We start from the raw sequence: 22,376 nt of genomic DNA on the forward strand, positions 1-22,376 counted from the left end.
TATCAGTTTTTTGCTTCTTGCTCCAGATCTTCTAATTCATCTTCAAAACCGTTGATCTCAATCGCTTTATTCAGCCAATTTGCATACTCACCGCCGACTGAAAGAACGCGTTTTGCCACCTCGACCGGATCTGCCGTTTTGTAAGCGTCGCGGAGCTCCTTAGACCGGAAATCAGGGTAAATCGTAGATTCAACCGCGATCCGCGCATAGAAGCGCTGGCTGTCTAAGTCTTTTACGCGGCCTCTGCCCTTCACATTTTTATATGTCGTGCTTTCCTTCTCCAGTTCGTCAATGCGCTCAGTCGTAATGGCTTTAAAAATAAAAGGCACGATGTTTCCTTTTTTATCGACAAAACGCTTTGAAAGCGGAACCCGAATCTCCTCAGCCTCGACTGTTTTACCCGGCATAAAGAATGACAGATCAAATACTTGTTCGTTTTTTTCGCTCATGATGAAAACTCCCTTACTCTTTTTTTTATAAAAAACAGGCCTGTTAAAGGCCTGTTTCACTCATAATGATCCTGATTAAAACGTTTCAGAAAGCTTTTCCGGCACATCGAAATCTTCAAAGGTAAACGGCACTTCTTCTTCGAGCGCTTCTGAGTCTACGTCCAGTCCGGCGATTTTTGCAGAATCAAAGTTGACGTCATACAGGGTGACGCGTTCTGTTCCGCGGCCTGATGATTTGTCGTCAAGAACGGCTTGCAGCGTAAAATACGGGTCGCTGCCTTTTTTCACGTAATCCATCATAAGCACAGCGAATTTGGATGTGACCTTATAGAATGTTGCCGTGCCCGTTCCGTTGGCGCCTGTTGTTTTATGTCCCGTCATGCGGCGGCCCATGATGTTTACTTCTGATTTGTTTTTTTCCACGTTTGCTTCAAACGTTTTAATATGCGCCATCTCTTCTCCGTCGAGAAATAAACGGCCTTCTTTTCCTGAAATTGTGTTTTGCGCTTTTAATGCCATCTTAGTTTACCTCCACATTAAAGTAGAATTTTTCTGCCGCATCCACAGGCTGCACGGCGAGATCGATTAAAAAGCCGTCGCGGTCTTCATTAAGGCCGATTGTAATGTCTTTGTCTGAATCAAAGTTAGCGATGCCGCCCGCATCCTGAAGCGTTGTCAAATATTGAATAATCATCGTTTTGACGAATTGAAGGCCGTCATTTGTCGCTGGAAGATCGCTTCCGGTGCCTTTTTTCGATTTAATTAAGGCTTTCAGTTCACGTGTCAAATCGTTATTCACCGCATCAAGCACACGGACGATTTTGTTTTTCGCGAACTTTTTGTTTTTCTCTGCCGTAAATGTCACCAATGAGTTGATATCTTTTTCAACGCTGACTGACTTATCACGGGCATCATAAGAGAAAAGGAATTCACCTTTGGAAAGACGTTCGATCACTTCATCATGAGTCAGGCGGTGCAGCACATCGACGGCGCCTTCGTATTCAACGAATGTTAAGGATTGATTAAATGCGGCGCTGGCACTTGCGCCTGCCACCCAGGCGGTCGCATCTTCAGCTTTAATCTCAGTTCCGTCTTCCAGCAGCACACCTTCAGTCACATTGATAATGCCTTCATAATCTCCGCTGTAATGGGCAGTCACCCCTTGCACTTTCTGTCCCTGTGCATCGCGAAGGCGTTTAATGAATGCGGCAAATGTCGCTTTCAGCTGATCGTTTTCCGCGACAGGAAGAGCAATGACATCGAAATTCTCCGTTTCAGCCGCAGCTAAAAAATCCGTATAGTCTGAGTTGACCGGTGCTTTATCAGTTCCTCCCGCGAGACGGATGCCTGCCTGCGGGTTTAACGTTTCCCCGGATTCTTCCTCAGTGCCTGTCAGCGGGATGGAAGCCGACAGTTCGCCCGTTCCCGTAAATGTGACATAGCCGTTTGCTTTTAATTCTTCGGCTTTTTTCACCGTTTGTTTGTCAACTTCCGCTTCATCCATGTAAGTGGTCACATCGAAAGCGGTCTGATCAAGGACATTTTCACTGATGCGGATGATGATGTCATTTCCTTTTGAACCCCCGTACAAAGCGGTTGCTTTAACACCTTGCGAAAGATCTGCGCTCGCTCTGATTCCCTCTGTCAGACGGTACATCAAAACGGTTTTTGCTTTCTTTTTCGCCTCACGAAGCAGAATCAGTGACGGATCTTCAATACTGAGCCCCACTTTTTTATTCAAATCTTCAACGCTTGAAATGGAAACGAATGTTTTCGCTTCCCCCCAGCCGGATGCGACGGGAAGGGCGACAATCCCGCGTTCACCGATCGATACCCGCTCCTGGGCGGTTGTTTTAAAGTTAAAATAGATTCCGGCACGTTCTTTTTCTTTTCCTTGCGTAAATGTTCCGCCATTCATTATTGCATGACCTCCTTGGTTAAAAATGCTTCAATGTAAGACTTGGCTTGCGCTTTTGTCATTTGTTTTTGCTTCACGCCGAATAAAGCCCCCTGGAGAATCTCGGGTTTTACGCCGAAAAGCTCCTTCGCGTGCTTTGTTAAATCCGCCGTGTCATAAAGAACCGCTCGTTCCGCAGTTGCGGCGTTTTTCTTTTTATATTGTTTCACTTTTGTTTCACCCCGCTGTTAATGTCCACATCCCGCAGTGCGGGAGATGTTTGTTTCTGATAGTAGTAGCGGCTCGTCCAGCGGATGGTGATCACTGCCTCGCCTTTGTCTCCGACTCTTGTTTCGATACGGCTGATGCGGACGAAATCACCGGTATCCTCCCCTGATTCCGTAAGCAGCGGGATCAGCTGTCTTGATTCTCTCACCGCATCGGCGATCCGGTCGGCTGCATAGAGCGCCTGCACCGAGTCGGCATGGAACAGCTTCACATTCAGACTGTATGTCTTCTTAAAGGTGGAGACTGTGTCATTCTCGTCAAAAGCGTACGGGGGCGGGATGTAAAGTGACGGCACCTGAAATTGTTCAGGCAGTTCATTTTCATATACGGGCACGCCGCATTGCTGATACAAAAAAGCGGCGATTGAACCGGTTTCGCGATTCATCCGATATCTCCCCCCAACGTGTTAAGCCACTGATTGAAACGCTTATCCAGCGATTCGGCGAAGAGTGTTTCATACAAAAGAAGGGCTTTGTCCCAAAACCCATTTCCGCTGATCCACTGTTTTTTGAGCGCCATTCCCGTTGAAGCTGACGGATCATAGATGAACCGGGAGCCTTGAAAATACCCGGGCACCCATCTGACATTTTCATCTGAGACGGTCCAATGTCCGTCATTTATGAATGAGGCATACTCTACATTGGTGCCGATTTCAAGGGTCAGTCCCCCGTTTTCAATGATCCATACATGATCCTGCGCTCCTTTTCGGAAAGAAGACAGCAGGCTTTCTGTATCAATCCCTCCCGAATGAATAAGCTCCTCCCGTACCAAGTCGAGAAAATCCTCTCCTGACTGTTCCAGCCATTCGCCTGCCTGACGGGCAAATTCTCCAGATGATGCCTTTTGCAGCGACCGATTCCATTGTTCAAGGTTTTTTATGTTCATAGTCTGTCATCTCTCACAGCGATAACCTCCCAATGGTGCTGTCTTGCTTTCTTCGGCATTTCCAGAATATACGCCTGGCCTTCCCAAATGATTTTGTCATTGACACGCACAACGGCCTCTTTCGGAAAATGAACGAGAAACCGCTGATATACCTTATGATCAGGCTCAAGCTGAATAAGCTGCTGCTGTTTTTCAACAAACAGACACGGCACGTCTTCATAATCGGGCACTTCCGGATAAGAAAAGACAGGCTGGAGCTTTTCGGCGGGAATCCCGAAGCGTCCGGCCTTCGGAACTGACACCGTCTCATGATAAATATCGCATCTGTCAGTGAGCAGCCGTTCGTAGCTCATAAAGGCCTCACCTTTGCGTGTGCAGAAACCGGGGAATAACCCGGCGCGATATATTCACAGAGCAGATGGTGCACCGCCGGTTTTCTGATTCCGCCTTCACCTGCCACCGTATACGAGTAGTCGCCTATCTTTTCAGATTGATAGGCGGAAGCGGCTGCTTCATTCTGGTTGATCAGCGCAAAATATTGAGAAAGCTTTAATAACGCAAGCTTAATCTTTTCGGGAAGCGGTGAGTAAACAGGGTCAGTGAACGAATGCCCCGCTATTCTGGCCGCTTCCGCCTCCGCCTCCAGAATGTCCTGTATAAGAAGCGCCTCCGGCCTGTTTTTGACTTGATCATAAACTGAATATGAAACAACGTCAGACGGCTGAATTAACATAACTGCCACCCCCGTCTTATTCTTTAACGTTTACGATTTTGGCGCTTGCATCTTCTTCTTCAAATTTGCTGTCAAGTTTAGCCGTCAGTACGATAATAAATTTGCGGCTGCGAATATCTTTATCTACTTCGATTCGGATATTTCTTGAAAAACCGAGAATGATATTTTTCGGGTGAGTCAAAATGATGTCAGACGCATCGTACTGGGAATCACCTTCTCCGACTGAGTACGGCTGCAGATTGGACACTCCTTTGACCGGAACGCCGAATGCTGAAGACAAACCGCCCTGCACCGCAAGATCTCCCAGATTGGTCTGACGGTCAGCCACACGGTCTTTCCATTCAATCTCCATGCCTTGAGATGTGTAAAATCTGAATTCCTGAGGCAGTCGCAAATATTTTGCCGGAATGGCTTTTAAGCCTTTTTTAAATGTGGCTCTGGACAGCTCTTCCCCGTTTCCGTCAATGACGTGAGATACAGTCTGCTTTCGGATTCCGTCAAGCTGTGCCAAGTACGGATCAGAAGAAGATGTATCGCCGTTTACGACAAGCTCCTCAATATCGACTGCCGCCCGCTCCGCCAAAATCTGCATGATCGTCTGCTGCAGGCCGTCTTTTTCAATATTGTTTTCAAGCGTGTCATAGGTGATATTAATTTCCGCAATGACTTCTTTCGTATTCAGCTGCACCGTACTTGTTGACGGGACGGTCAGCTGATCGTCAGTTAAAGCTTTTCCTTCCTCAGCGGCACGCAGAATACGCTGGCCGAAACCGATTTTTTCAAATTTCTGCGAGTCATTTTCCATTTGAATCACACGCGATTCGCTGAAAATGGTCGGCGTGTTCTGCACCATGCGGATAAATGCTGAAGCTTGTGCGGGGTTCATTAAACCGCCGCTTTTTAAAGCGGAAAGTGACATTTCCGCCTTTCTGATGATATCTTGATTTCTCACTCTACAGTTCCTCCTTCTGACTGGGCTTAAAGCAGTCCGCTCCAAATGGATTTTTTAACAGGCTCTTGGCCGCCCGTCTCTTCTTCCGGCTGCTTTGATGCGCCTCTTACTTTTTCAAGCGCTTCAATGCGTTTAATAATCGGCGCCAGCATGTCCTCAACAAGCGTTTTCAGCTTTTCTTCATCAGACGGCGCAGCCGCCCCGTCTTTGTCTTCCGTGTTCTGGTCCAAACTGTCAAGCCGCTTTAAAAGCGGGTGCAGCGCGTGTTCAATCGATTCTCTTACGTCTTCTTTTCTCATCTTGTTCAAGTCCTCTCCCTTGCGGTTTCTTGATTTGCGGTCACGGTCGAGAAATTGCTTGACCGCGCCGAATAAGCCGGCTTGCTTTTCTGCCGGCTCTTCGTAAACGTCAGCGGTTCCCGCCATGCTGTAGCCCGTAATGATACCGGCTTTAATCTGATCCCATACTTCATCGGAAGCTTTGGTGACAAGCACCCAAGATCCTTTCCGGATCACAGCATTCCCGATTTCAAAGTCATCCGGGGCGACGTACGACTCCACCACCTCGCCGGTCCCGCCTTCAAAGTTATGATTTGTATCGATGTTGCGGGCGTCCGCCAAAAAACCGTGAGCGGCCTTTTCAATCTCTTCAGCCGTCATATAATCGCCATGTGCATCGGGGACATCCGGCTCGTAAACGATGCCGTAAACAAGCTTCTGCTCATCCGATTCGTTTTTTGTAAACACCTGCACCTTTTTTTCAAATGACGGAAGGCCTCCGGCTGATTTTGTAAAAAAGAATTCCGTTTGGTTCGCCGCCTTATCGACATAGCTCACAAAACTGATGACGGCATTTCTCAATTCTCTCGGCACGAGATGTTTTCACCCCCTTTCAGGATTGCTCCTATTTCCCTTTCAGCACCGGCCGGCTGTAGTACTCTTCAGGCCATTCCTCAAGCGTCTTGCCGAGCACTCTTCCCGCCAGATCACGGAGGTCATTAGGAGAGACCGCGCCGGCGGAAATAAATGGCGTAAGCACCTTCGCAATTTCAAGCGGATCGCGAAAATCAGGCCCTTTTAATGTGAGCTGTACATCGTGGAGACCCAGTTCAGGCAAAAATAACGTGTTGAGCTTATTAATCAGCGTTTTCCGCTCCGGCTGAAACACCTGCTCCTCCGTGATTTTCCGTGCCGTATCGGCTGTGGCTTTGTTGTATTCCTGCGCCTCTCCCGTATAAAGCGGCGGGAGACGGAAAGCGGAACGGAGTTTATTTCTGCTTTTGTCGTCATATTCAAGAAACAGCGCATCATCCTGCAGAATTTCCGCAAGTGATTTAATTTCAACAGACACGGGCGTAATGTCTTCGCCTCCGTGAAGGTCTTTTTCCTTCGCAATGCCTTCCGCCTCAATCAGCAGAAATTTGTGGGCGTTTTCCACCCCTTCCAGGTCATTCATATAATCCTGAAGCTCTTTGTACGAGGTTTCTGACAGCATGCCGTTTTCAACCGTAATGGCGGCCGGCACATGACGGCCCTGCTTGAAATACATAAAATTCAGTTCTTCCGCTTTCCGGGCGCCGTACAGATTGACGATATTGCCGACCCAGCGCGGAATGCCGTAAGTGCCGCTGCCGATTTTTAAGTGAATGGCTTCATTTGCCCGGTATTCTTCAGACAGGGTCTTTACGTATTCGCCGGTTCTCATGTCCATCATGCGGGGATCGCCGTATTCCTTAAAAAACACTTTCCGACCGTTCAGCATCTGAACATATTTACGGAACCGTTTTTGCCTTTTAATCGTTTTGGATGCGCCGTTTTCTTCATATGAAAATGTAACTTCAACGGGATCAGTCACACCGCAGACGCGCATATGTTTTACATCCAGATATTCAATCCCCGCCGGTTTTCCCGCGCCGTCCCGAAGCACTTCGAGGAAACCGTTGCCCGTTTTTTCGCGGTCTTCTATCGCATATCCGAGGACCGTCTCGGCCGATTCATCAAAATGAAGACATTTGTAAAAGCTCTCCAGCTTCATCCAGTTTTTTTCGGCCCGGGCCTTTTTTGACGGGGAGCAATCTGGGCTATTTACATCAAAGGTATATTCCACATCGAACCCAAAACCCGTAATATTGACCCGATACGCGTCAATGCACTGCTGAAGAATCGTCGAGTATTCGGCGATTGTTTTCAGTTCAATGAGATTATAGGGCGGTGAAATGATGTCTTCGCCGTACAGATCGGCAAATTGATCTTCGTTCATCTGCCTTGCCTGCGGCGCGGCCATTTTTGATTTAAAGACGGTGGCTCTAACGTTTTGATAGTTCGGCAACGCCTATCTCCTCCTTTCCCGATTCGGACGTCTCCGTTTTTGTGATGCATCTTTCAGATCCGCCGCGTCATAGTCATCCAGCGCATACCAAATGGCTGAAAGTGTGTGGGGATCAATCGAAAACTCATCTTCCGACAGAGCGCCGTTTTTGTTTTTTGCGTACGTTAAGTTCTGCAATTCGCGGATCGTATTTTCACAGCTGTCTGAGCAATAGATGTGTCTGAACCGTTTCAGCTTTTTTGTATACTGAAGTCTTGAGCCCGGAAACTTTTTGGCCGCGACCATGCAAAATCCCTGCCTGCGGAAATATTGGATGCTTTTCGGCTCAGCCGAATCCGCTTTGATCAGCTCTTTTTGATCCGCCAATTCCTGAAGCTCCTCAGCTGTCTGATCATCGGTCATTTTGTTTTTGTAATACTCCCAGAAAATATAAAGATCTTTTTGATCCGGATCGACGGCAAGCCGAATGACCGCATTGTATGACTCTTCAAAACCGAAATCCATGCCCGTCCGAAACAGGGGGCGCCTGATGGAAGCAATCCGCTCCGTTACTTCGTTGTGCTCCATGACCTGAAACTGCGGAAACACGCGGATGCCGTTGACGCCGAACTGTCCTTTGCGGGCGATCCGGTACAAATCAGGATCGTAATGCCGTAAGCTGTCCAGCTGCTTAATATAGCTTTTCGGCAAAAACAGATTATCGCACGCTGTGGAATGGTGGTAATACGTATCTCCCTTAACGACGGTGCCTTTTTCATACAGCGTCTGATCATCCAATACGAACCGTTTTTTTTGGTCATCACGAAAAAAATGCCGGTACGTCCAATTGGAGGTGCCGACGGGATTTGTGGTGCATATCATATGCAGCGAAAGCTCGGGATGACGCAGACGGCCGATCAGCTCCTTAAAGCCTTCATACTTCACTTCAGAGCATTCTTCAATCCAAATCAGTGAAATATGATGAATGGATTTCAATTTGGCCGGGTTGTCCATCCCTTTAAACATAATCCGGCTTCCGTTTGAAAATCTCAGCTGCATCGGCGAAGAAACGGCCTTTACGGCATGTCCCAGCTCAAGCTCCCCGATAATGTCTTCAAACAAGGCAAACGTAGAATCCCTGTGCGTATCGAATACTTCCCGCACGACAAGGGCCGTCCGCTTTTCACGAAGCAGCTTCAGGATGATTTTCAGCGCGGTATGATAGCTTTTTGACGAGCCGTAGCCTCCAACGAGAAATTGGTACGTTTCATTCCAATTGAACAAATAATCTTCAAAGCGCGGGTTGACCGCTTTTTCAATCATGACCGTTCCTCTTTCCGCGTAATGACAATGTCAATCGGCTTTTGGCTGTCTTCTGTTTTTTCCATCTTCTGCTGAGCCAGCTTTAATTTTTCATTTTCGATTTTTTGTTTAAATTGATCGGGGAAAAGGTCAAAGTACAAGGACAGCTTTTCAAGAGCCTTCATCTTGTCGGCAAGCTTTATTGCAATGCCTTCTTTCCCGAGTTTTGCTTCCGTGACGATGGTTCCGTCCAGAAGGTGCGAATCTTTAACGTCAACGTAGCTGATCTCCTGCATAATCGGATTATCATTTTCGTCAAAGAGCGGCCCTGATTTTCCGAAGGCCTGAACCTCTTTTTTTCCGAAGGTTACATAATCGGTAATGTCGGCGAAAGCGATTTTCACATAGACTTGAAGAACGTCCATCGCTTCGACAAACACTTTATTGACCATTTCCTTTTTCATGCGGCTGATTTCTTTAGCGACTTTTTCGTTTTTTAACAGCCTGCTTCCCGTCACATGCGCGCTTTCCGGTGAATACCCGGCTTTTATCGCAGATTGGGTGGCGTTAAAGCTTTTCACATAATAAAGACAAAACAGCCGCTGGCGTTCGTTTAACTCATCACCTTCGCCCGGGGTGTTTTTTCCGCCGCTTTCCGCGTTCTTATTAAGCGCCTCGTCCCAGCGCCCTTCTTTTTTCCATCTGCCGATCGTTCTTGCGGATACGCCTGATTTGCCGGCAAGGGCGCGATTTGTGATGCGGCCTTTATGAGACTGATAGATTGTAAATGCCTGTTCTCTTTTTGCGTTTTTCATGCTACGGCATCACCGCCACCTCCGACATGATTGTCTATAATAAAAAGCGGCTTCTAATCGGGCCGCTTTTTGTGATCTACTATTCACTTCTAGGTGGCAAACGTATGACAACTTATGAAGCAGGCGATTGATTTCTTTGTTCCTGCTGTTTTTGAATTTTCAGAAGCGCCCGTTTGACCGTCGTTTGTACGGTTGATTTCTTTACATTCAGCAAGGCGGCGATCCGTTCATACGAAAAGCATTCCGCTTTGTGGAGCAGCAGCATTTCTTTTTCTCTATCCGTTAAAACGGCTAATGCGTCCCGCAGTCTGATTCTGTCTTCTTCAGTCACATTTGCGGACGGTTCAAACATCAGCGCCTGCGAATAGGTTTCTATGATTCTCGGATCTTTAATGAGCATTCTCTGATAAGCGTCTCTGCGGTCTATCGCTCTTCTTATGCCGGGCTGCCGGCCTTTTTCAAGCCATTCGATGACATACTCCAAATCTGTAATAATCGTTCTGATGATTTTTTTATCTTTCAGTTCTTCTGAAGTAAGCACCGTTTCATCGGCTGCCTCCAGCTGCTTGTACCACTTTTTCGTCTCTTTCAGCGTGCGTTTATATTCAAATAGTAAGTCTTCCATGTAGATCCTCCTCTTTTTCGGAACAAAAAAAGGACACCAACCAATGCGCAGCATGTGCGCGATTGATCAGTGTCCGCAGGCTTTCCGTCTTGGACGTATTCTGTTTTTTTCGATTAATTCAATTTAAAGCCGATTTCATATTCGACCCGGGCCAGATCCCCTTTTCGTGTTTCGACAAGCGTTTTGCCGTGCTCCGGCGCTTCGGCGAGCCATGCTTCCTTCTTCAGTCCGTCTACTATAATCACCCGAACCTTGCCTTCTTCCAGCTGGCTTTTTAATGTTGTATGTTCAATGTCAGTCAGTTTTTTAGGATTCATGTTTTACGTCCTCCGTCTTTTTCAAAATGTTCACTTCATGTATGAGGCTTCCGAGCTTATTTATGAACGCTTCTTTTTCTTCAGAACTTTCTCCCCGGAGCAGGCGGAGAGCCGTTTCGGCCGCCTCAAAGAGTTCCGGGGCTTTCGCCATCAATGCCGCGTTGATCTGCTGTGAGTATGAACTTAAGTTGAAAACGGCCGCGATGAGCCTTCCGTTTGAATAAGGGAACTTCTCTTTATCCGCTTCGCTGTAAGCGGAATAAATGTAAATGGGTTTTTCTTCTCCGCTGTGTACGGCCCGCCATGGAGCGGGGCTGTGTTTTTCTTGCAATGGTGATCCTCACTTTCCATCAGCCTCATGCCATGCTTCAATTTGCTTTTCTATCCGTTTTGCCCTGAACAGCAGGCAAAAAAGCCATTTGATATATTTACACACGTGCATCAAGCCTCGCTTTTGCGTCTTGAACCATTCGTTCAAGCCGTTTAATGACCGGCGTTAAATCAGTGCCTGTTTTACAGTTCGGGCAAGGGTGAAAGACAGCGCCGAAACCCGTTTCCATCACAATGACCTTCTTCGGCCCGCACAGCTTACACATTATCTCGCCCCCTCTAATCTGTGGTTTACGTCAAATGAATTGCCATTAATGATGACTAAATAATCGCTGCACATCTCATAAATTCTTGTGCCCAAGGCTTCATCAACCTGCACCAATCCGTCACATGCCAGCTCGCTCGAGATAAGAACCGGCTTATGATTTAAATAGCGGTAATTCACGACGGCGTACATTTGTTCAATCTGCCAATCGGTCGCCCGGGGTTTTCCGTTCAGCGGTTTGAACAGATCGTCAATAAAAAGCACATCCGCCTGTTTCATACGGCCAAGCTTTGCATCGAGCAGATCAAAATCATTTTTTAAATCCGTAAAGCCCTCCACAAAAGGAAAATACAGCACCGGTGTCTGCTTCTGTCTCATGACATAATTGCTGAGAGCGGTCAAAAGATGGGTTTTTCCCGATCCCGGACGCCCTAAAAGGGCAATGCTGTTTTTCCGGCAGTTTTTCATCTTGTCGAAGTTCTCAACATATTCAAGGGCGCACTCATATGCGTCGACGACTGCCTGAGGCTTGCCCCGCGTGATAAATCCTTTGAAATCCAGCTTCCGAAAGGCATCTGTAATCTCACTTGCGCCGAGAATGCGTTCTACTTTCCGTTCGGCGGCGCAGCGGCACTTAACCCATACTTCCATTCCCAGCTGGTTTTTGAGATAACCGCCCTGATCTTTACAGAGCGGGCAGTCAAAGCGGCTTTTGTCTGATTCTTCCGGTCTGTCCGCCAGTAATGGACGTTTTCCGTTTTTCAGGTCGGCAAGAATCTGCTCGATCGTTCGTTTTGTCATGTATCGTATTCCTCTCTTTTTTTGTTGTGATTGTCCTTCCCGCAATTCGTGCATTCAAGCGGTCTTCCATAAACTTGGCGCAATAGCTGAAAGCCTTGATCGTTTCAGCTGAAGAGGTGCGCCGCTGTTCAAAAGCGGTAAAGCATTCGCCGAGCCATTTGATTGCTTCTTGTGCTGACGCACCGAGGGAAACAATACGGGCGATGGCCTGATAATCCCGGGGCGACGGATATACGCTCCGCCCCTCCTGTGCAGACCTTAATCTGATAAAATGGGCGGCAATGTCGTTAATCGCTTCTTCAGCAGTATGATTTTTTGTTATATCTATTTCTCTCCGGACATTTTTGTCCCGGTGATCCGCCGATATTGTCCGGTCAGTTGCTTCCGGGCGGGTTAATGTCTTTTTCGGCGTGAATCTTTTCGAGTGCTTTACGGAGACGATGAGTCCGTAAGGGGCGCGGACGGTTTTGATATACTCATGCTGTTCCAAGCTCTCGAGCCACCGCCTGACGGTTTTTTCGCTGACCGCGAATACATCGGCCATTTCTCTTGCTTTTACGGGCTTATGTCCGAGGACGATCCCCCACTTTACGCCGTCTTTTACATGTTCCTTTGTCGTTGAGCTGATGAACCATAAAAACAGCCAAATGGCGGACCCTATTTTGTCATAATGTTCAGAATTCAATAATCCGGAATAGATGAAAAACGGGTAGCTTTTACGATTCATAAGGGACGTCTCCATTTTTCTTCAGACGTATATAGCGCTCATACTGCAATCGGTTATCAAATCGGAATACCGGTAGTCCGCAAGCGGTAAAAGATATCGAACCGCCTGCTTTTCCTAAACATCTCTGGTCAGCCGGATTGCTGCTGAAACGGATGATTATCGGCTGCATCTCTCACCCTCCTGATCAATTTCTTATCGCATTTTGATACATTTTGTATCTCTATGATGTTGATTATATACGATACATTTCGTATCATCAAGACCTTTTTGATACTTTTTTTATCATCTCTTTCTTTTGATACATTTTGTATCTATAATCATAAGTAACTTAGGGTGTTGAAAAAAGAGAGGTCATTTCGGATGATAGGCGGAAGATTAAAGAGTCTCAGAGGTAAGAAAACGCAAGAAGAAGTCGCAAATCATATCGGTGTCTCGCGCGCCAGATATTCTCATTATGAAAACGGCCGATCTGAACCCGATTACGACACGCTGCAAAAGCTTGCGGATTATTTCAAAGTGTCGACTGATTATTTGTTAACCGGAAAAGAACCTTCAGATGAAGACATGTTTGCCGATCCCGACCTGCAGATCGCATATCGGGACATGCAGGACTTTTCCCCGGAAAGCAAGCAGCAGGCCATTGAATTCATTAATTATTTAAAAGAAAAAGAGAAAAACCGCAGGCCGAAACATAAATAATCCGCTCTTTTCCTTTAAACTGCTTAACGTTCAGCCGATATAAAAGCTGAATGTTTATTTTTAAAAGAAAAGGGAATTGATTCAAAGTCCGATCAGGGCTTTTCTTTCTCGCTTAAAAAAGAACATATGTTCGAAAGGGTGTATTCAATTGGGCGATTTTTTAACACATCTTGAGGAATACGTCAAAAACTTATATTGCCGCATGGGAATGACCGCCCCTCTCCATATTGATATGCAGATGATTGCCAAGGAGCTTGACATTTGGATTCATTTTGAAGATACGCACAGTATGATGCTGAAGCGGGACGGCATGTACAGCATCGTCCTGAATCAAAAAAAGTCACCCGAAGAGCAATGGCAGGATTTTGCGCACGAACTGTGCCATGTGCTGAAGCATACCGGGAACCATTTTCATATGAACAAGCTGTTCAGGGAACTGCAGGAATTTCAGGCCAACCATTTTATGTACCACTTCTGTGTGCCGACCTTTATGCTGTTAAACATGGAGCTGCCCCAGCGGAGGAGCCACGCCGTTATTTTAATCGCAGCCGCTTTCCGGGTGACGGCATCATTTGCGGAAAAAAGGCTCGAGCTGTTTGAACGGCGTAAAGCAGGTATTCAATTTCAGAAGCGGCTCGCTTGTCTGTTATCCGACAAGCGGCCGAATGTGTATTATGGAAGCGGACAGACACACTTGCATGCCGCTGAAGAAAAAACGCCGTATTTTATTGAAAATTAGCGATTCTCCGCCGGCTTAGAACACAGCCGGCAGAATGTCATCATTTTGACATCGGAGAAAAGGTTTTTGCATCATGACGCTGTAATCACCGTGCTGCCCGCCAAGCACTTCATGCACCGCATAGCTCCAGTGAATGTAAGAACGGGCCCCCTGTTCATTTATCATAAAAACCGGCCTTCACGGTTTCTACATACCGAAAAAACAGATCGGTTGGCGTGTATTTTTCTACCCGGCAGCCAAAATTGCTGAACAGCGCGTGTCTCTGCGCCGTGCTCACTTCCAATTGCAGCCCCATTTTCCTTTTTGTCCGATTGACAATGTTGCCGGGATTTACACCTGCCAGCCGATCATTCTTCTCTGTCAGCTCGGCATCAAATCCCGCTTCACGCAGCAGATCACAAATCAGTCTTGCTTTTTCCAGATCCGCGCCCCCGACGAGTGTATTTGCCTTTTTCAGATCATGATACCCGTGAAAAGCCAATGCGTAATGATGGGCGGCCACTTTTTCTAAAGCCAGAGGCTCGTCAAAGCGTGTGCTTGTCAAGTGGAGAGAACGGTTATCGCACCGCTTCGTCCCTTCAAATAAATAAATTGAGCTTTGGTCAGAAAATGCCTGCACCAGCTCACTGACACCCGGCTCAATCCTGCCGCCGTGGGGAGCGAGGACGATACATTTACTTCCCTCTTTTTCTTCATAAATAATTCTGTATTCCGATTCAGCAGCGGAAAGGGCTGCGAAATTGTCATATCTATCTTTCATGTGTAACATGCTCTCCTTTTCCAGTCAGCACCAGTTTACTCTACTCATCTGGGAATGGAAACCTTTTTATAGTATGATTGATAGAATACGTATCAGGGGGGAGATATTATGGGGTTCATCAACGGATTGCTGGGCAATGCGTCGACAATATCGACGGCTGAAGCAAAAGCAGAACTGGCCCGTATTTTGCTGGAAGGTGAGAATGTCAACGCCGCATTTAAGCTTGTCCGAGATATCATTGTCTTTACGGATAAGCGTCTTATTCTTGTTGATAAACAGGGACTCACGGGGAAGAAAACGGAGATTCAATCCATTCCGTACAAGAGCATTTCCAGATTCAGCGTAGAAACCGCCGGCCGCTTCGACCTTGATTCAGAGCTGAAAATTTGGATTTCAGGCGCGGAACTTCCCGCTGTCTCAAAGCAGTTTAAAAAAGATGAAAGCATTTATGATATTCAAAAGGCCCTTGCCGCAGTTTGTATGTAAGAAGAAAACGGAAGCCCGGGGAGCTTCCGTTTTCTTGATTACAGTTTTTCTTCAATTTTCGCCTTCGTTTTCGGGCCGTAAATTCCGTCTGCCGTTAATCCGCTGACGGATTGAAAACGTTTTACGGCATTTGCCGTTTTCGGGCCGTAAACGCCGTCCGCCCCATGATTTTTTGCTCCTTTATCGGGATAAAAATAAAGAGCGGATAAAGCGTTTTGCACTTGTTTTACGTTTGTCCCTTTCGTCAGCGGTTTCGTCACTTTGATCACACCGGATGGAAGCGGATAGGAAGACACAGCCTGACTTTTTGAAGAAGAACCCGTCTGAGCGAGCTTGATCACTTGTCCGACTGTAATGTGATTCTGATCGGTGATATGGTTGATGCTTTGCAGCGATTTTACGCTGACACCGTGCGATGCGGCGATTTCCGATAAGGTGTCGCCTTTTTTCACATGGTACTCAGACGCGGAAGAAGAAATAGAGGCTTTTTTCGCCGTCATACTTCCGCTTAATTTCTTTTCAATCTTCGCCTTCACTTCATCCCAGCGGCCTTCAGACAAAATGCGGTGCGGGCAGTACTTTCCGTTCCAGTCCTGATGCTTTCTGATTCTGTCAATCCCCCAGCCCCGTTCTTTCAAAAGCTGCGCCGCAAACGCAATCGCCAGTTCTTCTGCGGCTCTGTACCGTTCGCCGCCTGACTTGCTGTAACAGATTTCTATAGCAATCGACTTTCGGTTTCCGGTACCGTTCGTGCCGTCTCCCGAATGCCAGGCATTCCGGTCCAACGGAATTCCCTGGATCACTTCTTTGTCATCAACCGCAAAATGATAGCTCGTTGATTCGCTGTTTCCCGTCATATAGCTGATTTCATTAGCGGCGGATGCGTCGTTTGCCGTGTTATGAATGGTAATATACTCCGGCGTCATCGGATTCGGACATTTTAACGCATATTTATCAGCCGATACGAGCCGTTTTTTCACTTCAATCCCCACTCTTCATCTCTCCTTATGCCTTTTTCATCAATAGGTGGCATTCGTAGGACAGATAACTGAGTATATAGACCCTGCATTCGGATAAAAATGGAATGGATACGCATGCAAAAAATAAGGCCCTTCCAAAGAAGGGTCTTTATGTTATGTTTGGTTGCGCGCGGCAATATGGAATGTGCCGTCCGCTTGGTTTTCCAAATGGCTTTCATGGCCGATCACCTGTGTAAAGCTGAACCCGACAGCAACAAGCAGCAATCCTGACAATAGTTTAGATTTCATATAGACAATCTCCTCTCTGGATTTGTTTTTGGGCGTGCACCATTTTTTCATAAAACGTGAGCGCTTTTTCAGGCTGTCCGTGTTTCATGTAAAATTTGGCAGCGTCATGCGCCAATTCTTCCACATACGGATACAGCATGTGTTCTTCCAGAAAATCAAACGTGTGCCTGACGGATGCGTTATCCATTTCCTTGCCGTATAACGCATGCAAAAATTGGAACAGATTGACAAACAATTCATCATTGTATTCGCGGGCGATACTGAGCCCGAGGCGATATTGCTTCTCTGCTTCGGCTGTAGTGTTCTGTTTATAAAGAACCTGTGTTAATGAGTAAATAGAATGCGGAAGATTATCGAACTTTTCTGACCTGCAAATGGAAACGGATGTCTCAAAATATTCGGCTGCTTTAGAGAGGTCTCCCATTTTTTCGTAACAGTTTCCGAGATTATATAAGGCTGAACTGATAAGACGGGGATTGCCTTCTTGTTTTGCAAGATCTAAAGCAAGTTCTAAGTGGGGCAATGCTCTTTCTGGATACTGCATGTCATCATAATTCCCTGCAATAACGAATTCACATTGGATTCTGCGGACGTTGTACGTCTCATACGATTGGTACGTTTCAAGGGCTTGAACGGCATAACTCATGGAGACGTAGGTTTGTTTCAGGTTGTAAAAAATCTCGGCCATTTTAAAAGCAAACTCAGCTTTCTCGATGTCATCAGAAACGAGTGCAAGGTTTTTTTCAGCCCGTTTGTAATACATCATGGCGTTTAGGAACATTTTCTGTTTAAATTCGTACATTCCTCGAAAAAAATTAAAGTAGTAATCAAGCAGTCCTGTCAGTTTATACTGGTTGCCTTCAATGTCTTCCAATAATTCTGAAAACTCAGGCTGAGAAGGGTCCTCCTTTAAGGGCTTGATGTAATCCAGCATGACGCGGTGTCTGAATTCCATTAATGAATAATACAGCAGCAGATCCTGATCTTCTTCCATATCCTCAATCTCTCTCTCTACTTCACGTTTGACGCGCTCCGCCTCAAGGACGTGAAACTGCCGGATATGGGTATACCATTCATTAATTTTGAGCCCGACAAAAGAGGACGGAATAGTCTGCTTCATCCTCAATAAATCCCCCCTTTTGGAATGACCGAGATATGTCATATTTTATCATAATTGCTAGAAAAAGAAGAACGCAAAAAGACCGCAATTGTCGAATTTCGGATATCCGCAACGATTTATCTCCATCACAAGCTTATTGCTTGTTTCTTCCGTGCCGTTGATATAGCATATCCTTGCAGCTTTTATTCTGTATTAAATGGGGGTTTTCACATGACAGCACAAAATCAATTGGTCAGCCACTTTCTGTCACATCGAAACGTGACGATTGAGCTGGCGGAAAAAATCAGCCGCGAGCATTACGACTACAAGCCGGCAGAGACATCAATGTCCGCTCAGGAACTTGTAAAACACATCGTTTATTCTTTTCTTATGTTTGCAAACGTCATTAACGACGGAAACGGATCAGCTATCCAGAACAAACCGAAAGAAGAAGCGGAAACAGACCTCGTCAAACTGGCTGAAGCATGTACTGAAAAAACGACAAACATCCTGTCACAGCTGACTGAAGAGCAGCTGAACCGCGAAATTGACCTGACTGCCTCTTTCGGCAGAAAAATAACCGGCGCGGCTCTCCTTCAGCTTGCCATGGAGCATGAAATTCATCATAAAGGCAATCTTTTCGTGTATGTCAGAGAAATGGGCCACACGGAACTTCCGTTTTATCAGCAAAAATCATAATCCGGCCATCATCCGCCGATCTGCGAAATAACAGCAGGCAGGCGGATTTTTTTGTTCTGTATAAAATTTTCCGAAAATTTAATTGATTACCGCCTCTTAATCATATATAATCTGATAAAAATAGTAGGATTATTCAGGAGGCACACAGATGACTGTAAGCATTGTGTTTATGGGTTTCTTTGTCGGAACGCTGGTCGGATTGACGGGTGTGGGAGGAGCGGCGCTTTTGACTCCTTTACTGATCGTTTTAGGGATCAACCCCTCAATCGCCGTCGGCACTGACCTTTTATATAATTCCATCACCAAACTGTTCGGTGTCGTTTCTCATTGGAAGCAGCGCACCGTTCAATTTAAACTTGTCGGCTACTTGGCGCTCGGGAGCATTCCCAGCGCAACAGCCGCCATCGGTATTCTTCACTTGTTTCCCGCTTTTCACCAGCATCAGGAGCAGATTATCAAACAGGCGCTCGGCTACGTGCTGACCCTTGTCGCTATTTCCATTATCGCCCGCCTTTTTTTCGATAAAAAACTGCGGCCGAACCGCTGGCAGCAAAAAACACTTGAAGAAAAGCGGACACTCATGATACTGATCGGCGTCATTTTCGGCTTCATCGTCGGCCTGACATCTATTGGGTCCGGCTCATTATTTGCGATCGCCATGTTATACCTGTTCAGAATGAAAACGGCAGAAGTGGTGGGAACGGATATCGCACATGCCTTTCTGCTCGTAACTGTTGCCGGTCTGTTAAACGCAAGCTTCGGAAGCGTCGATTACCTGCTTGTATTGAATCTGTTGATCGGCTCTGTGCCGGGTGTGCTTCTCGGCAGCTTCTTTTCGCCGAAATTCTCACCGCGCCCGCTGCAGTTTGTGATGGCGGCGATTATTTTAATCAGCGGGATAAAATTAATCTAAAAAAGGCGGTCTGTTGTCAGATCGCCTTTTCTCTTATAACGTCACACCGGACTTAAAGATTGCAAGCTCCCGAAAATCGTTTTTTTCGTTATTGACGAATTGTCCGCTTGCAACGTTAATAATGTATTGAATAAAATCTCTTACAATGTGATCTTCTGTTGTTTCGTCTTCCGCCAATCTCCCCGCGTTGTAATCAATCCAATGAGGTTTTGATTGAAATAAATCGGTATTTGTTGATACTTTCACAGTCGGGACAAATGTGCCGAACGGCGTGCCTCTTCCGGTTGTAAACAACACGAGGTGACAGCCCGCCGCAGCGAGCGCCGAAGAAGCGATTAAATCATTGCCGGGCGCACTGAGCAGTGTCAATCCCTTTGTTTTCAGTGTTTCACCGTATGTCAGCACATCAGAAACCGGTGCAAGACCGGCTTTTTGGGTGCAGCCGAGCGACTTGTCTTCGAGCGTTGAAATGCCGCCTTCCTTATTCCCTGGTGACGGGTTTTCATAAATCGGCTGCTCGTGCTTCATAAAATATTGCTTGAAATCATTGATCAATCGGACTGTTTTATGAAACACTTCTTCACTCGCCGCACGCTGCATGAGAATCGTCTCAGCGCCGAACATCTCAGGCACCTCCGTTAAGACCGTGCTCCCTCCCTGTGCAATCAAGTAATCTGAAAATCTCCCTAATAAAGGGTTTGCGGTGATGCCGGAAAAACCGTCCGATCCGCCGCATTTCAATCCGATGCTCAATTCTGACAGCGGAATCTCCTCACGTTTATCTCCCTTTGCCGCAAGGTGTATCTCTTTAAGAAGCGCTGTTCCCGCTTCAATTTCATCTGTGACAGCCTGTGATTCGAGAAATTTCACCCGATCTCCGTTCACTTCAGAAAGCGTTTCCTTAATTGCCGCCAGCTCATTATTTTCACAGCCCAGCCCTAAAACCAGCACACCGCCCGCATTTGGATGACGGATGGCGTTTATCAGCATTTGTTTCGTATTCTCATGATCATCGCCAAGCTGGGAGCAGCCGTATTGGTGTTTTAAAACCAGCACATTGTCAAAGGGGGCAATGTCTTTCGCCTCTTTTACGAAGCGCTGCAGGATTTTCTCAGCGACGCCGTTTACGCAGCCGACTGTAGGCACGATCCACAGTTCATTCCGAACGCCGGATGTACCATTTTCTCTTTTGTAGCCTTGAAATGTCCGGTTCTCATTTGTAAAAGGATTGTCCTCGAAGCGCGGTGAATACGTGTATTCTTGCACATCGGATAAATTTGTTTGCAGATTATGGGTATGAATATGCTCGCCGGCCGAAATCCGCCTTGTCGCACGCCCGATCGAAAAACCGTATTTAATGATGCTGCCGTTTTCTTCAATGGTTTGCAGCGCGATTTTATGCCCCCGCTTTACAGGGTCCTTCACTTCAATCGTCAGTCCGTCTGTATGCAGCCGCTCCCCTTTGTTAAAATGGCGCATAGCGAGAAGCACGTTATCGTTTTTATGGATTTTTATGACCTCTTTCATTTCACTTCCCCCTTATTTATTGCCGCAGCATTCATGTAACGCATGCTTCATCCCCCGCTTATGAATGACAGAGAGAAAAAAAGCCGTTCGTTCAGTCAGTCCCGGAAGATGGTTCAGATTCTTTCCCCACAGTCGCTCTTCTCCTAATATAGTAAATGCCGCTTGAAACATATCATCTTTGCAACGGGACCGAGCCATTTGAAAACGGTTCAGAACCTCCTCGCCGTCTGCCGGTTTGTTCGGCCCGTTCCAGTATGAATAGATCATGGCGCTGAATGAAAATACCAGCCTCTCAGGAAGCCGGCCCTCCTGTTCGATATAAGCCTTCAGCGTCGGCAGGTTTCTTGTTTTGAATTTTGCGGCGGCGTTAAGGGTGATGCTTTGCAGATAATGTTGGATATAAGGGTTTTTAAACCGGTGTAACACATCTGCCGCATACTGGGTGACACCCTCCATTTGCAGCACGGGAAGGATTTCTTCATTGATCAGCTCTTCGATGAATCTGCCCGTCACCTCGTGCTCAGCCGCTTCCCGGACGGTTTGCAGTCCGTATAATAAAGCCACTGGCGCCAATGCCGTATGAGCGCCGTTTAAGATTCTCACCTTTTTTGTCCTGTAAGGCGTAAGGTCAGACGTGATCAGTGCGTTCAGCCCGGCATCAGCAAAAGGAAGCTCATTCTGAAGCTGTTCCGGCCCTTCTATCACCCACAAATAATAATGCTCACCGACCACAAGCAGACGGTCTTCGTATCCGAGAAAATCGGTAAGTTCTTCAGCGGTATCAACAGGAAATCCCGGAACAATCCGATCCACGAGGGTATTGCAGAAAATGTTCGCATCATGAATCCATTGAGTAAAATCAGGCTCCAGCTCCCACAGCCCGGCATATTGAAGCACGGCCGCCTTCAGTTTCCGTCCGTTTTCTTCGACCAGTTCACATGGAAGCACAATGCACCCTTTCTCGGCGTCACCCGCAAATGCCTTATAGCGGAAATAAAGGAACGCCGCTAATTTCCCAGGGAATGTTTTTTGAGGTCTATCCTCAAGCCGGTCGCCTTTCTCAAACGTAATTCCCGCTTCTGTCGTATTGGAGATGATAAAACGAAGATCCTCTTGTGCTGCCAGCCGTTTAAAGGAATCATAGTCAGAAAAAAGATCAATGCCGCGGCTGATGGATTTGACGATCGTGTGTTCTTCAGCCGGTTTTCCGTCCTTTATCCCCTGCAAAAAAAGCGTAAACAAACCGTCCTGTTCGTTTAAACGTTTTATTTTCTCAGAGCCTCTCGGCTGTACGGCGACCACGCTTCCGTTAAAATCCGTCAATTGATTCAATTGATCGATCTGCCAATCAGCGAAGGCCCGCAAAAAGTTGCCTTCGCCGAACTGAAGGACTTTTTCAGGATATTGAATGTATTCAACCAACATCTTTTTATTCAGCTGCCGCAAGCTGTCCGCCTCCTTCTGCATTTATGCACACGTTAACATTTTCCCGT

At 46.7% G+C, this 22,376-nt stretch carries 32 protein-coding genes; 5 read left to right on the plus strand and 27 right to left on the minus strand.

The window, feature by feature from the left end:
• Positions 1-2: 2 nt before the first annotated feature.
• From OWN49_RS02970 to OWN49_RS03065, 20 genes are all read right to left on the minus strand, one after another.
• Positions 3-449, minus strand: a complete 447-nt coding sequence (locus OWN49_RS02970) for a phage tail assembly chaperone (RefSeq protein WP_032874591.1) — start codon at positions 447-449, stop codon at positions 3-5.
• A gap of 75 nt (positions 450-524) precedes the next feature.
• On the minus strand, positions 525-968 hold the full coding sequence (locus OWN49_RS02975) for a phage tail tube protein (protein ID WP_003154837.1): 444 nt from the start codon (positions 966-968) through the stop codon (positions 525-527).
• A 1-nt stretch (position 969) separates the two neighbouring features.
• Positions 970-2,367, minus strand: coding sequence for a phage tail sheath family protein (locus OWN49_RS02980; protein ID WP_044053125.1), 1,398 nt, complete (start codon positions 2,365-2,367; stop codon positions 970-972).
• Positions 2,367-2,576 (minus strand): hypothetical protein, encoded by a 210-nt coding sequence (locus OWN49_RS02985; protein WP_003154839.1) that lies wholly within the window; start codon positions 2,574-2,576, stop codon positions 2,367-2,369. Before OWN49_RS02985 ends, OWN49_RS02980 begins: the two co-directional genes overlap by 1 nt.
• Entirely contained in the window at positions 2,573-3,019 is a 447-nt protein-coding gene (locus OWN49_RS02990; protein WP_039251775.1) for a hypothetical protein, read from the minus strand. Before OWN49_RS02990 ends, OWN49_RS02985 begins: the two co-directional genes overlap by 4 nt.
• On the minus strand, positions 3,016-3,519 hold the full coding sequence (locus tag OWN49_RS02995; protein ID WP_043867016.1) for an HK97 gp10 family phage protein: 504 nt from the start codon (positions 3,517-3,519) through the stop codon (positions 3,016-3,018). Before OWN49_RS02995 ends, OWN49_RS02990 begins: the two co-directional genes overlap by 4 nt.
• On the minus strand, positions 3,516-3,872 hold the full coding sequence (locus tag OWN49_RS03000; RefSeq protein WP_003154844.1) for a DUF3599 family protein: 357 nt from the start codon (positions 3,870-3,872) through the stop codon (positions 3,516-3,518). Before OWN49_RS03000 ends, OWN49_RS02995 begins: the two co-directional genes overlap by 4 nt.
• Complete coding sequence (gene yqbG / locus OWN49_RS03005) at positions 3,869-4,252, minus strand: protein YqbG (RefSeq protein WP_070081674.1); 384 nt, start codon at positions 4,250-4,252, stop codon at positions 3,869-3,871. The genes OWN49_RS03000 and yqbG overlap by 4 nt, the downstream gene beginning before the upstream one ends.
• A 16-nt stretch (positions 4,253-4,268) precedes the next feature.
• Positions 4,269-5,204, minus strand: coding sequence for a phage major capsid protein (locus OWN49_RS03010; protein WP_003154848.1), 936 nt, complete (start codon positions 5,202-5,204; stop codon positions 4,269-4,271).
• Between the two features lie 26 nt (positions 5,205-5,230).
• Positions 5,231-6,076: an XkdF-like putative serine protease domain-containing protein gene (locus OWN49_RS03015; protein WP_015417286.1), complete on the minus strand. Its 846-nt coding sequence runs from the start codon at positions 6,074-6,076 to the stop codon at positions 5,231-5,233.
• A 31-nt stretch (positions 6,077-6,107) separates the two neighbouring features.
• On the minus strand, positions 6,108-7,487 hold the full coding sequence (locus tag OWN49_RS03020; RefSeq protein WP_088037172.1) for a phage portal protein: 1,380 nt from the start codon (positions 7,485-7,487) through the stop codon (positions 6,108-6,110).
• A 48-nt stretch (positions 7,488-7,535) separates the two neighbouring features.
• Positions 7,536-8,834, minus strand: coding sequence for a PBSX family phage terminase large subunit (locus OWN49_RS03025; RefSeq protein ID WP_077722096.1), 1,299 nt, complete (start codon positions 8,832-8,834; stop codon positions 7,536-7,538).
• Positions 8,831-9,628 carry a terminase small subunit gene (locus OWN49_RS03030; RefSeq protein ID WP_025851819.1) on the minus strand — a complete coding sequence of 266 codons (798 nt, stop codon included), beginning with the start codon at positions 9,626-9,628 and terminating at the stop codon, positions 8,831-8,833. The genes OWN49_RS03025 and OWN49_RS03030 overlap by 4 nt, the downstream gene beginning before the upstream one ends.
• A gap of 112 nt (positions 9,629-9,740) precedes the next feature.
• Positions 9,741-10,253, minus strand: a complete 513-nt coding sequence (locus tag OWN49_RS03035) for a sigma-70 family RNA polymerase sigma factor (protein ID WP_017417605.1) — start codon at positions 10,251-10,253, stop codon at positions 9,741-9,743.
• Positions 10,254-10,366: 113 nt separating this feature from the next.
• Positions 10,367-10,570 carry an XtrA/YqaO family protein gene (locus OWN49_RS03040; protein WP_003154859.1) on the minus strand — a complete coding sequence of 68 codons (204 nt, stop codon included), beginning with the start codon at positions 10,568-10,570 and terminating at the stop codon, positions 10,367-10,369.
• Positions 10,560-10,901: a hypothetical protein gene (locus tag OWN49_RS03045; protein WP_039251797.1), complete on the minus strand. Its 342-nt coding sequence runs from the start codon at positions 10,899-10,901 to the stop codon at positions 10,560-10,562. Before OWN49_RS03045 ends, OWN49_RS03040 begins: the two co-directional genes overlap by 11 nt.
• Before the next feature lie 97 nt (positions 10,902-10,998).
• Positions 10,999-11,166, minus strand: coding sequence for a hypothetical protein (locus tag OWN49_RS03050; RefSeq protein ID WP_095836059.1), 168 nt, complete (start codon positions 11,164-11,166; stop codon positions 10,999-11,001).
• Positions 11,166-11,966, minus strand: a complete 801-nt coding sequence (locus OWN49_RS03055) for an ATP-binding protein (protein WP_063174228.1) — start codon at positions 11,964-11,966, stop codon at positions 11,166-11,168. Before OWN49_RS03055 ends, OWN49_RS03050 begins: the two co-directional genes overlap by 1 nt.
• The gene (locus tag OWN49_RS03060) at positions 11,866-12,693 is read right to left on the minus strand and encodes a phage portal protein (protein ID WP_077722095.1); all 828 of its coding nucleotides are present in this window, start codon (positions 12,691-12,693) and stop codon (positions 11,866-11,868) included. Before OWN49_RS03060 ends, OWN49_RS03055 begins: the two co-directional genes overlap by 101 nt.
• Complete coding sequence (locus tag OWN49_RS03065; RefSeq protein ID WP_003154869.1) at positions 12,683-12,862, minus strand: hypothetical protein; 180 nt, start codon at positions 12,860-12,862, stop codon at positions 12,683-12,685. Before OWN49_RS03065 ends, OWN49_RS03060 begins: the two co-directional genes overlap by 11 nt.
• 191 nt (positions 12,863-13,053) lie before the next feature.
• Between OWN49_RS03065 and xre the strand changes: the two genes are divergently transcribed.
• Together xre and OWN49_RS03075 are read left to right on the plus strand one after the other, a co-directional pair.
• Complete coding sequence (gene xre, locus OWN49_RS03070; protein ID WP_003154871.1) at positions 13,054-13,392, plus strand: HTH-type transcriptional regulator Xre; 339 nt, start codon at positions 13,054-13,056, stop codon at positions 13,390-13,392.
• A 148-nt stretch (positions 13,393-13,540) separates the two neighbouring features.
• Complete coding sequence (locus tag OWN49_RS03075) at positions 13,541-14,131, plus strand: ImmA/IrrE family metallo-endopeptidase (RefSeq protein WP_003154873.1); 591 nt, start codon at positions 13,541-13,543, stop codon at positions 14,129-14,131.
• 15 nt (positions 14,132-14,146) lie between these two features.
• On the opposite strand, the gene OWN49_RS03080 is transcribed toward OWN49_RS03075, so the two are convergent.
• Positions 14,147-14,296, minus strand: coding sequence for a hypothetical protein (locus tag OWN49_RS03080; protein ID WP_172614616.1), 150 nt, complete (start codon positions 14,294-14,296; stop codon positions 14,147-14,149).
• A complete protein-coding gene (locus OWN49_RS03085) occupies positions 14,286-14,891 on the minus strand; it encodes a poly-gamma-glutamate hydrolase family protein (protein ID WP_077722094.1) in 606 nt (201 codons plus the stop codon). Before OWN49_RS03085 ends, OWN49_RS03080 begins: the two co-directional genes overlap by 11 nt.
• 108 nt (positions 14,892-14,999) lie before the next feature.
• Here OWN49_RS03085 and OWN49_RS03090 point away from each other — a divergent pair, with 108 nt between their 5' ends.
• Positions 15,000-15,377 (plus strand): PH domain-containing protein, encoded by a 378-nt coding sequence (locus OWN49_RS03090; RefSeq protein WP_007610770.1) that lies wholly within the window; start codon positions 15,000-15,002, stop codon positions 15,375-15,377.
• Positions 15,378-15,415: 38 nt separating this feature from the next.
• On the opposite strand, the gene OWN49_RS03095 is transcribed toward OWN49_RS03090, so the two are convergent.
• The 3 genes from OWN49_RS03095 to OWN49_RS03105 form a co-directional block, all read right to left on the minus strand.
• Positions 15,416-16,369 carry an N-acetylmuramoyl-L-alanine amidase gene (locus OWN49_RS03095; RefSeq protein WP_077722093.1) on the minus strand — a complete coding sequence of 318 codons (954 nt, stop codon included), beginning with the start codon at positions 16,367-16,369 and terminating at the stop codon, positions 15,416-15,418.
• Between the two features lie 141 nt (positions 16,370-16,510).
• Positions 16,511-16,645 carry a PhrA family phosphatase inhibitor gene (locus OWN49_RS03100; protein ID WP_003154881.1) on the minus strand — a complete coding sequence of 45 codons (135 nt, stop codon included), beginning with the start codon at positions 16,643-16,645 and terminating at the stop codon, positions 16,511-16,513.
• The gene (locus tag OWN49_RS03105; protein WP_087920760.1) at positions 16,635-17,771 is read right to left on the minus strand and encodes a Rap family tetratricopeptide repeat protein; all 1,137 of its coding nucleotides are present in this window, start codon (positions 17,769-17,771) and stop codon (positions 16,635-16,637) included. Before OWN49_RS03105 ends, OWN49_RS03100 begins: the two co-directional genes overlap by 11 nt.
• 204 nt (positions 17,772-17,975) lie before the next feature.
• Here OWN49_RS03105 and OWN49_RS03110 point away from each other — a divergent pair, with 204 nt between their 5' ends.
• Together OWN49_RS03110 and OWN49_RS03115 are read left to right on the plus strand one after the other, a co-directional pair.
• Positions 17,976-18,443: a DinB family protein gene (locus OWN49_RS03110; protein WP_017417598.1), complete on the plus strand. Its 468-nt coding sequence runs from the start codon at positions 17,976-17,978 to the stop codon at positions 18,441-18,443.
• Between the two features lie 148 nt (positions 18,444-18,591).
• Positions 18,592-19,356 (plus strand): sulfite exporter TauE/SafE family protein, encoded by a 765-nt coding sequence (locus OWN49_RS03115; RefSeq protein WP_015388360.1) that lies wholly within the window; start codon positions 18,592-18,594, stop codon positions 19,354-19,356.
• Positions 19,357-19,389: 33 nt separating this feature from the next.
• Here OWN49_RS03115 and OWN49_RS03120 read toward each other — a convergent pair whose 3' ends face one another.
• Both OWN49_RS03120 and OWN49_RS03125 read right to left on the minus strand, forming a co-directional pair.
• A complete protein-coding gene (locus tag OWN49_RS03120) occupies positions 19,390-20,883 on the minus strand; it encodes a UxaA family hydrolase (protein ID WP_077722092.1) in 1,494 nt (497 codons plus the stop codon).
• 12 nt (positions 20,884-20,895) lie between these two features.
• Complete coding sequence (locus OWN49_RS03125) at positions 20,896-22,329, minus strand: tagaturonate reductase (RefSeq protein ID WP_077722091.1); 1,434 nt, start codon at positions 22,327-22,329, stop codon at positions 20,896-20,898.
• Between the last annotated feature and the right edge of the window lie 47 nt (positions 22,330-22,376).

Origin of the sequence: Bacillus sp. NEAU-242-2 (genome assembly GCF_027853835.1) — a bacterium.
Classification (GTDB): Bacteria; Bacillota; Bacilli; order Bacillales; family Bacillaceae; genus Bacillus; species Bacillus velezensis.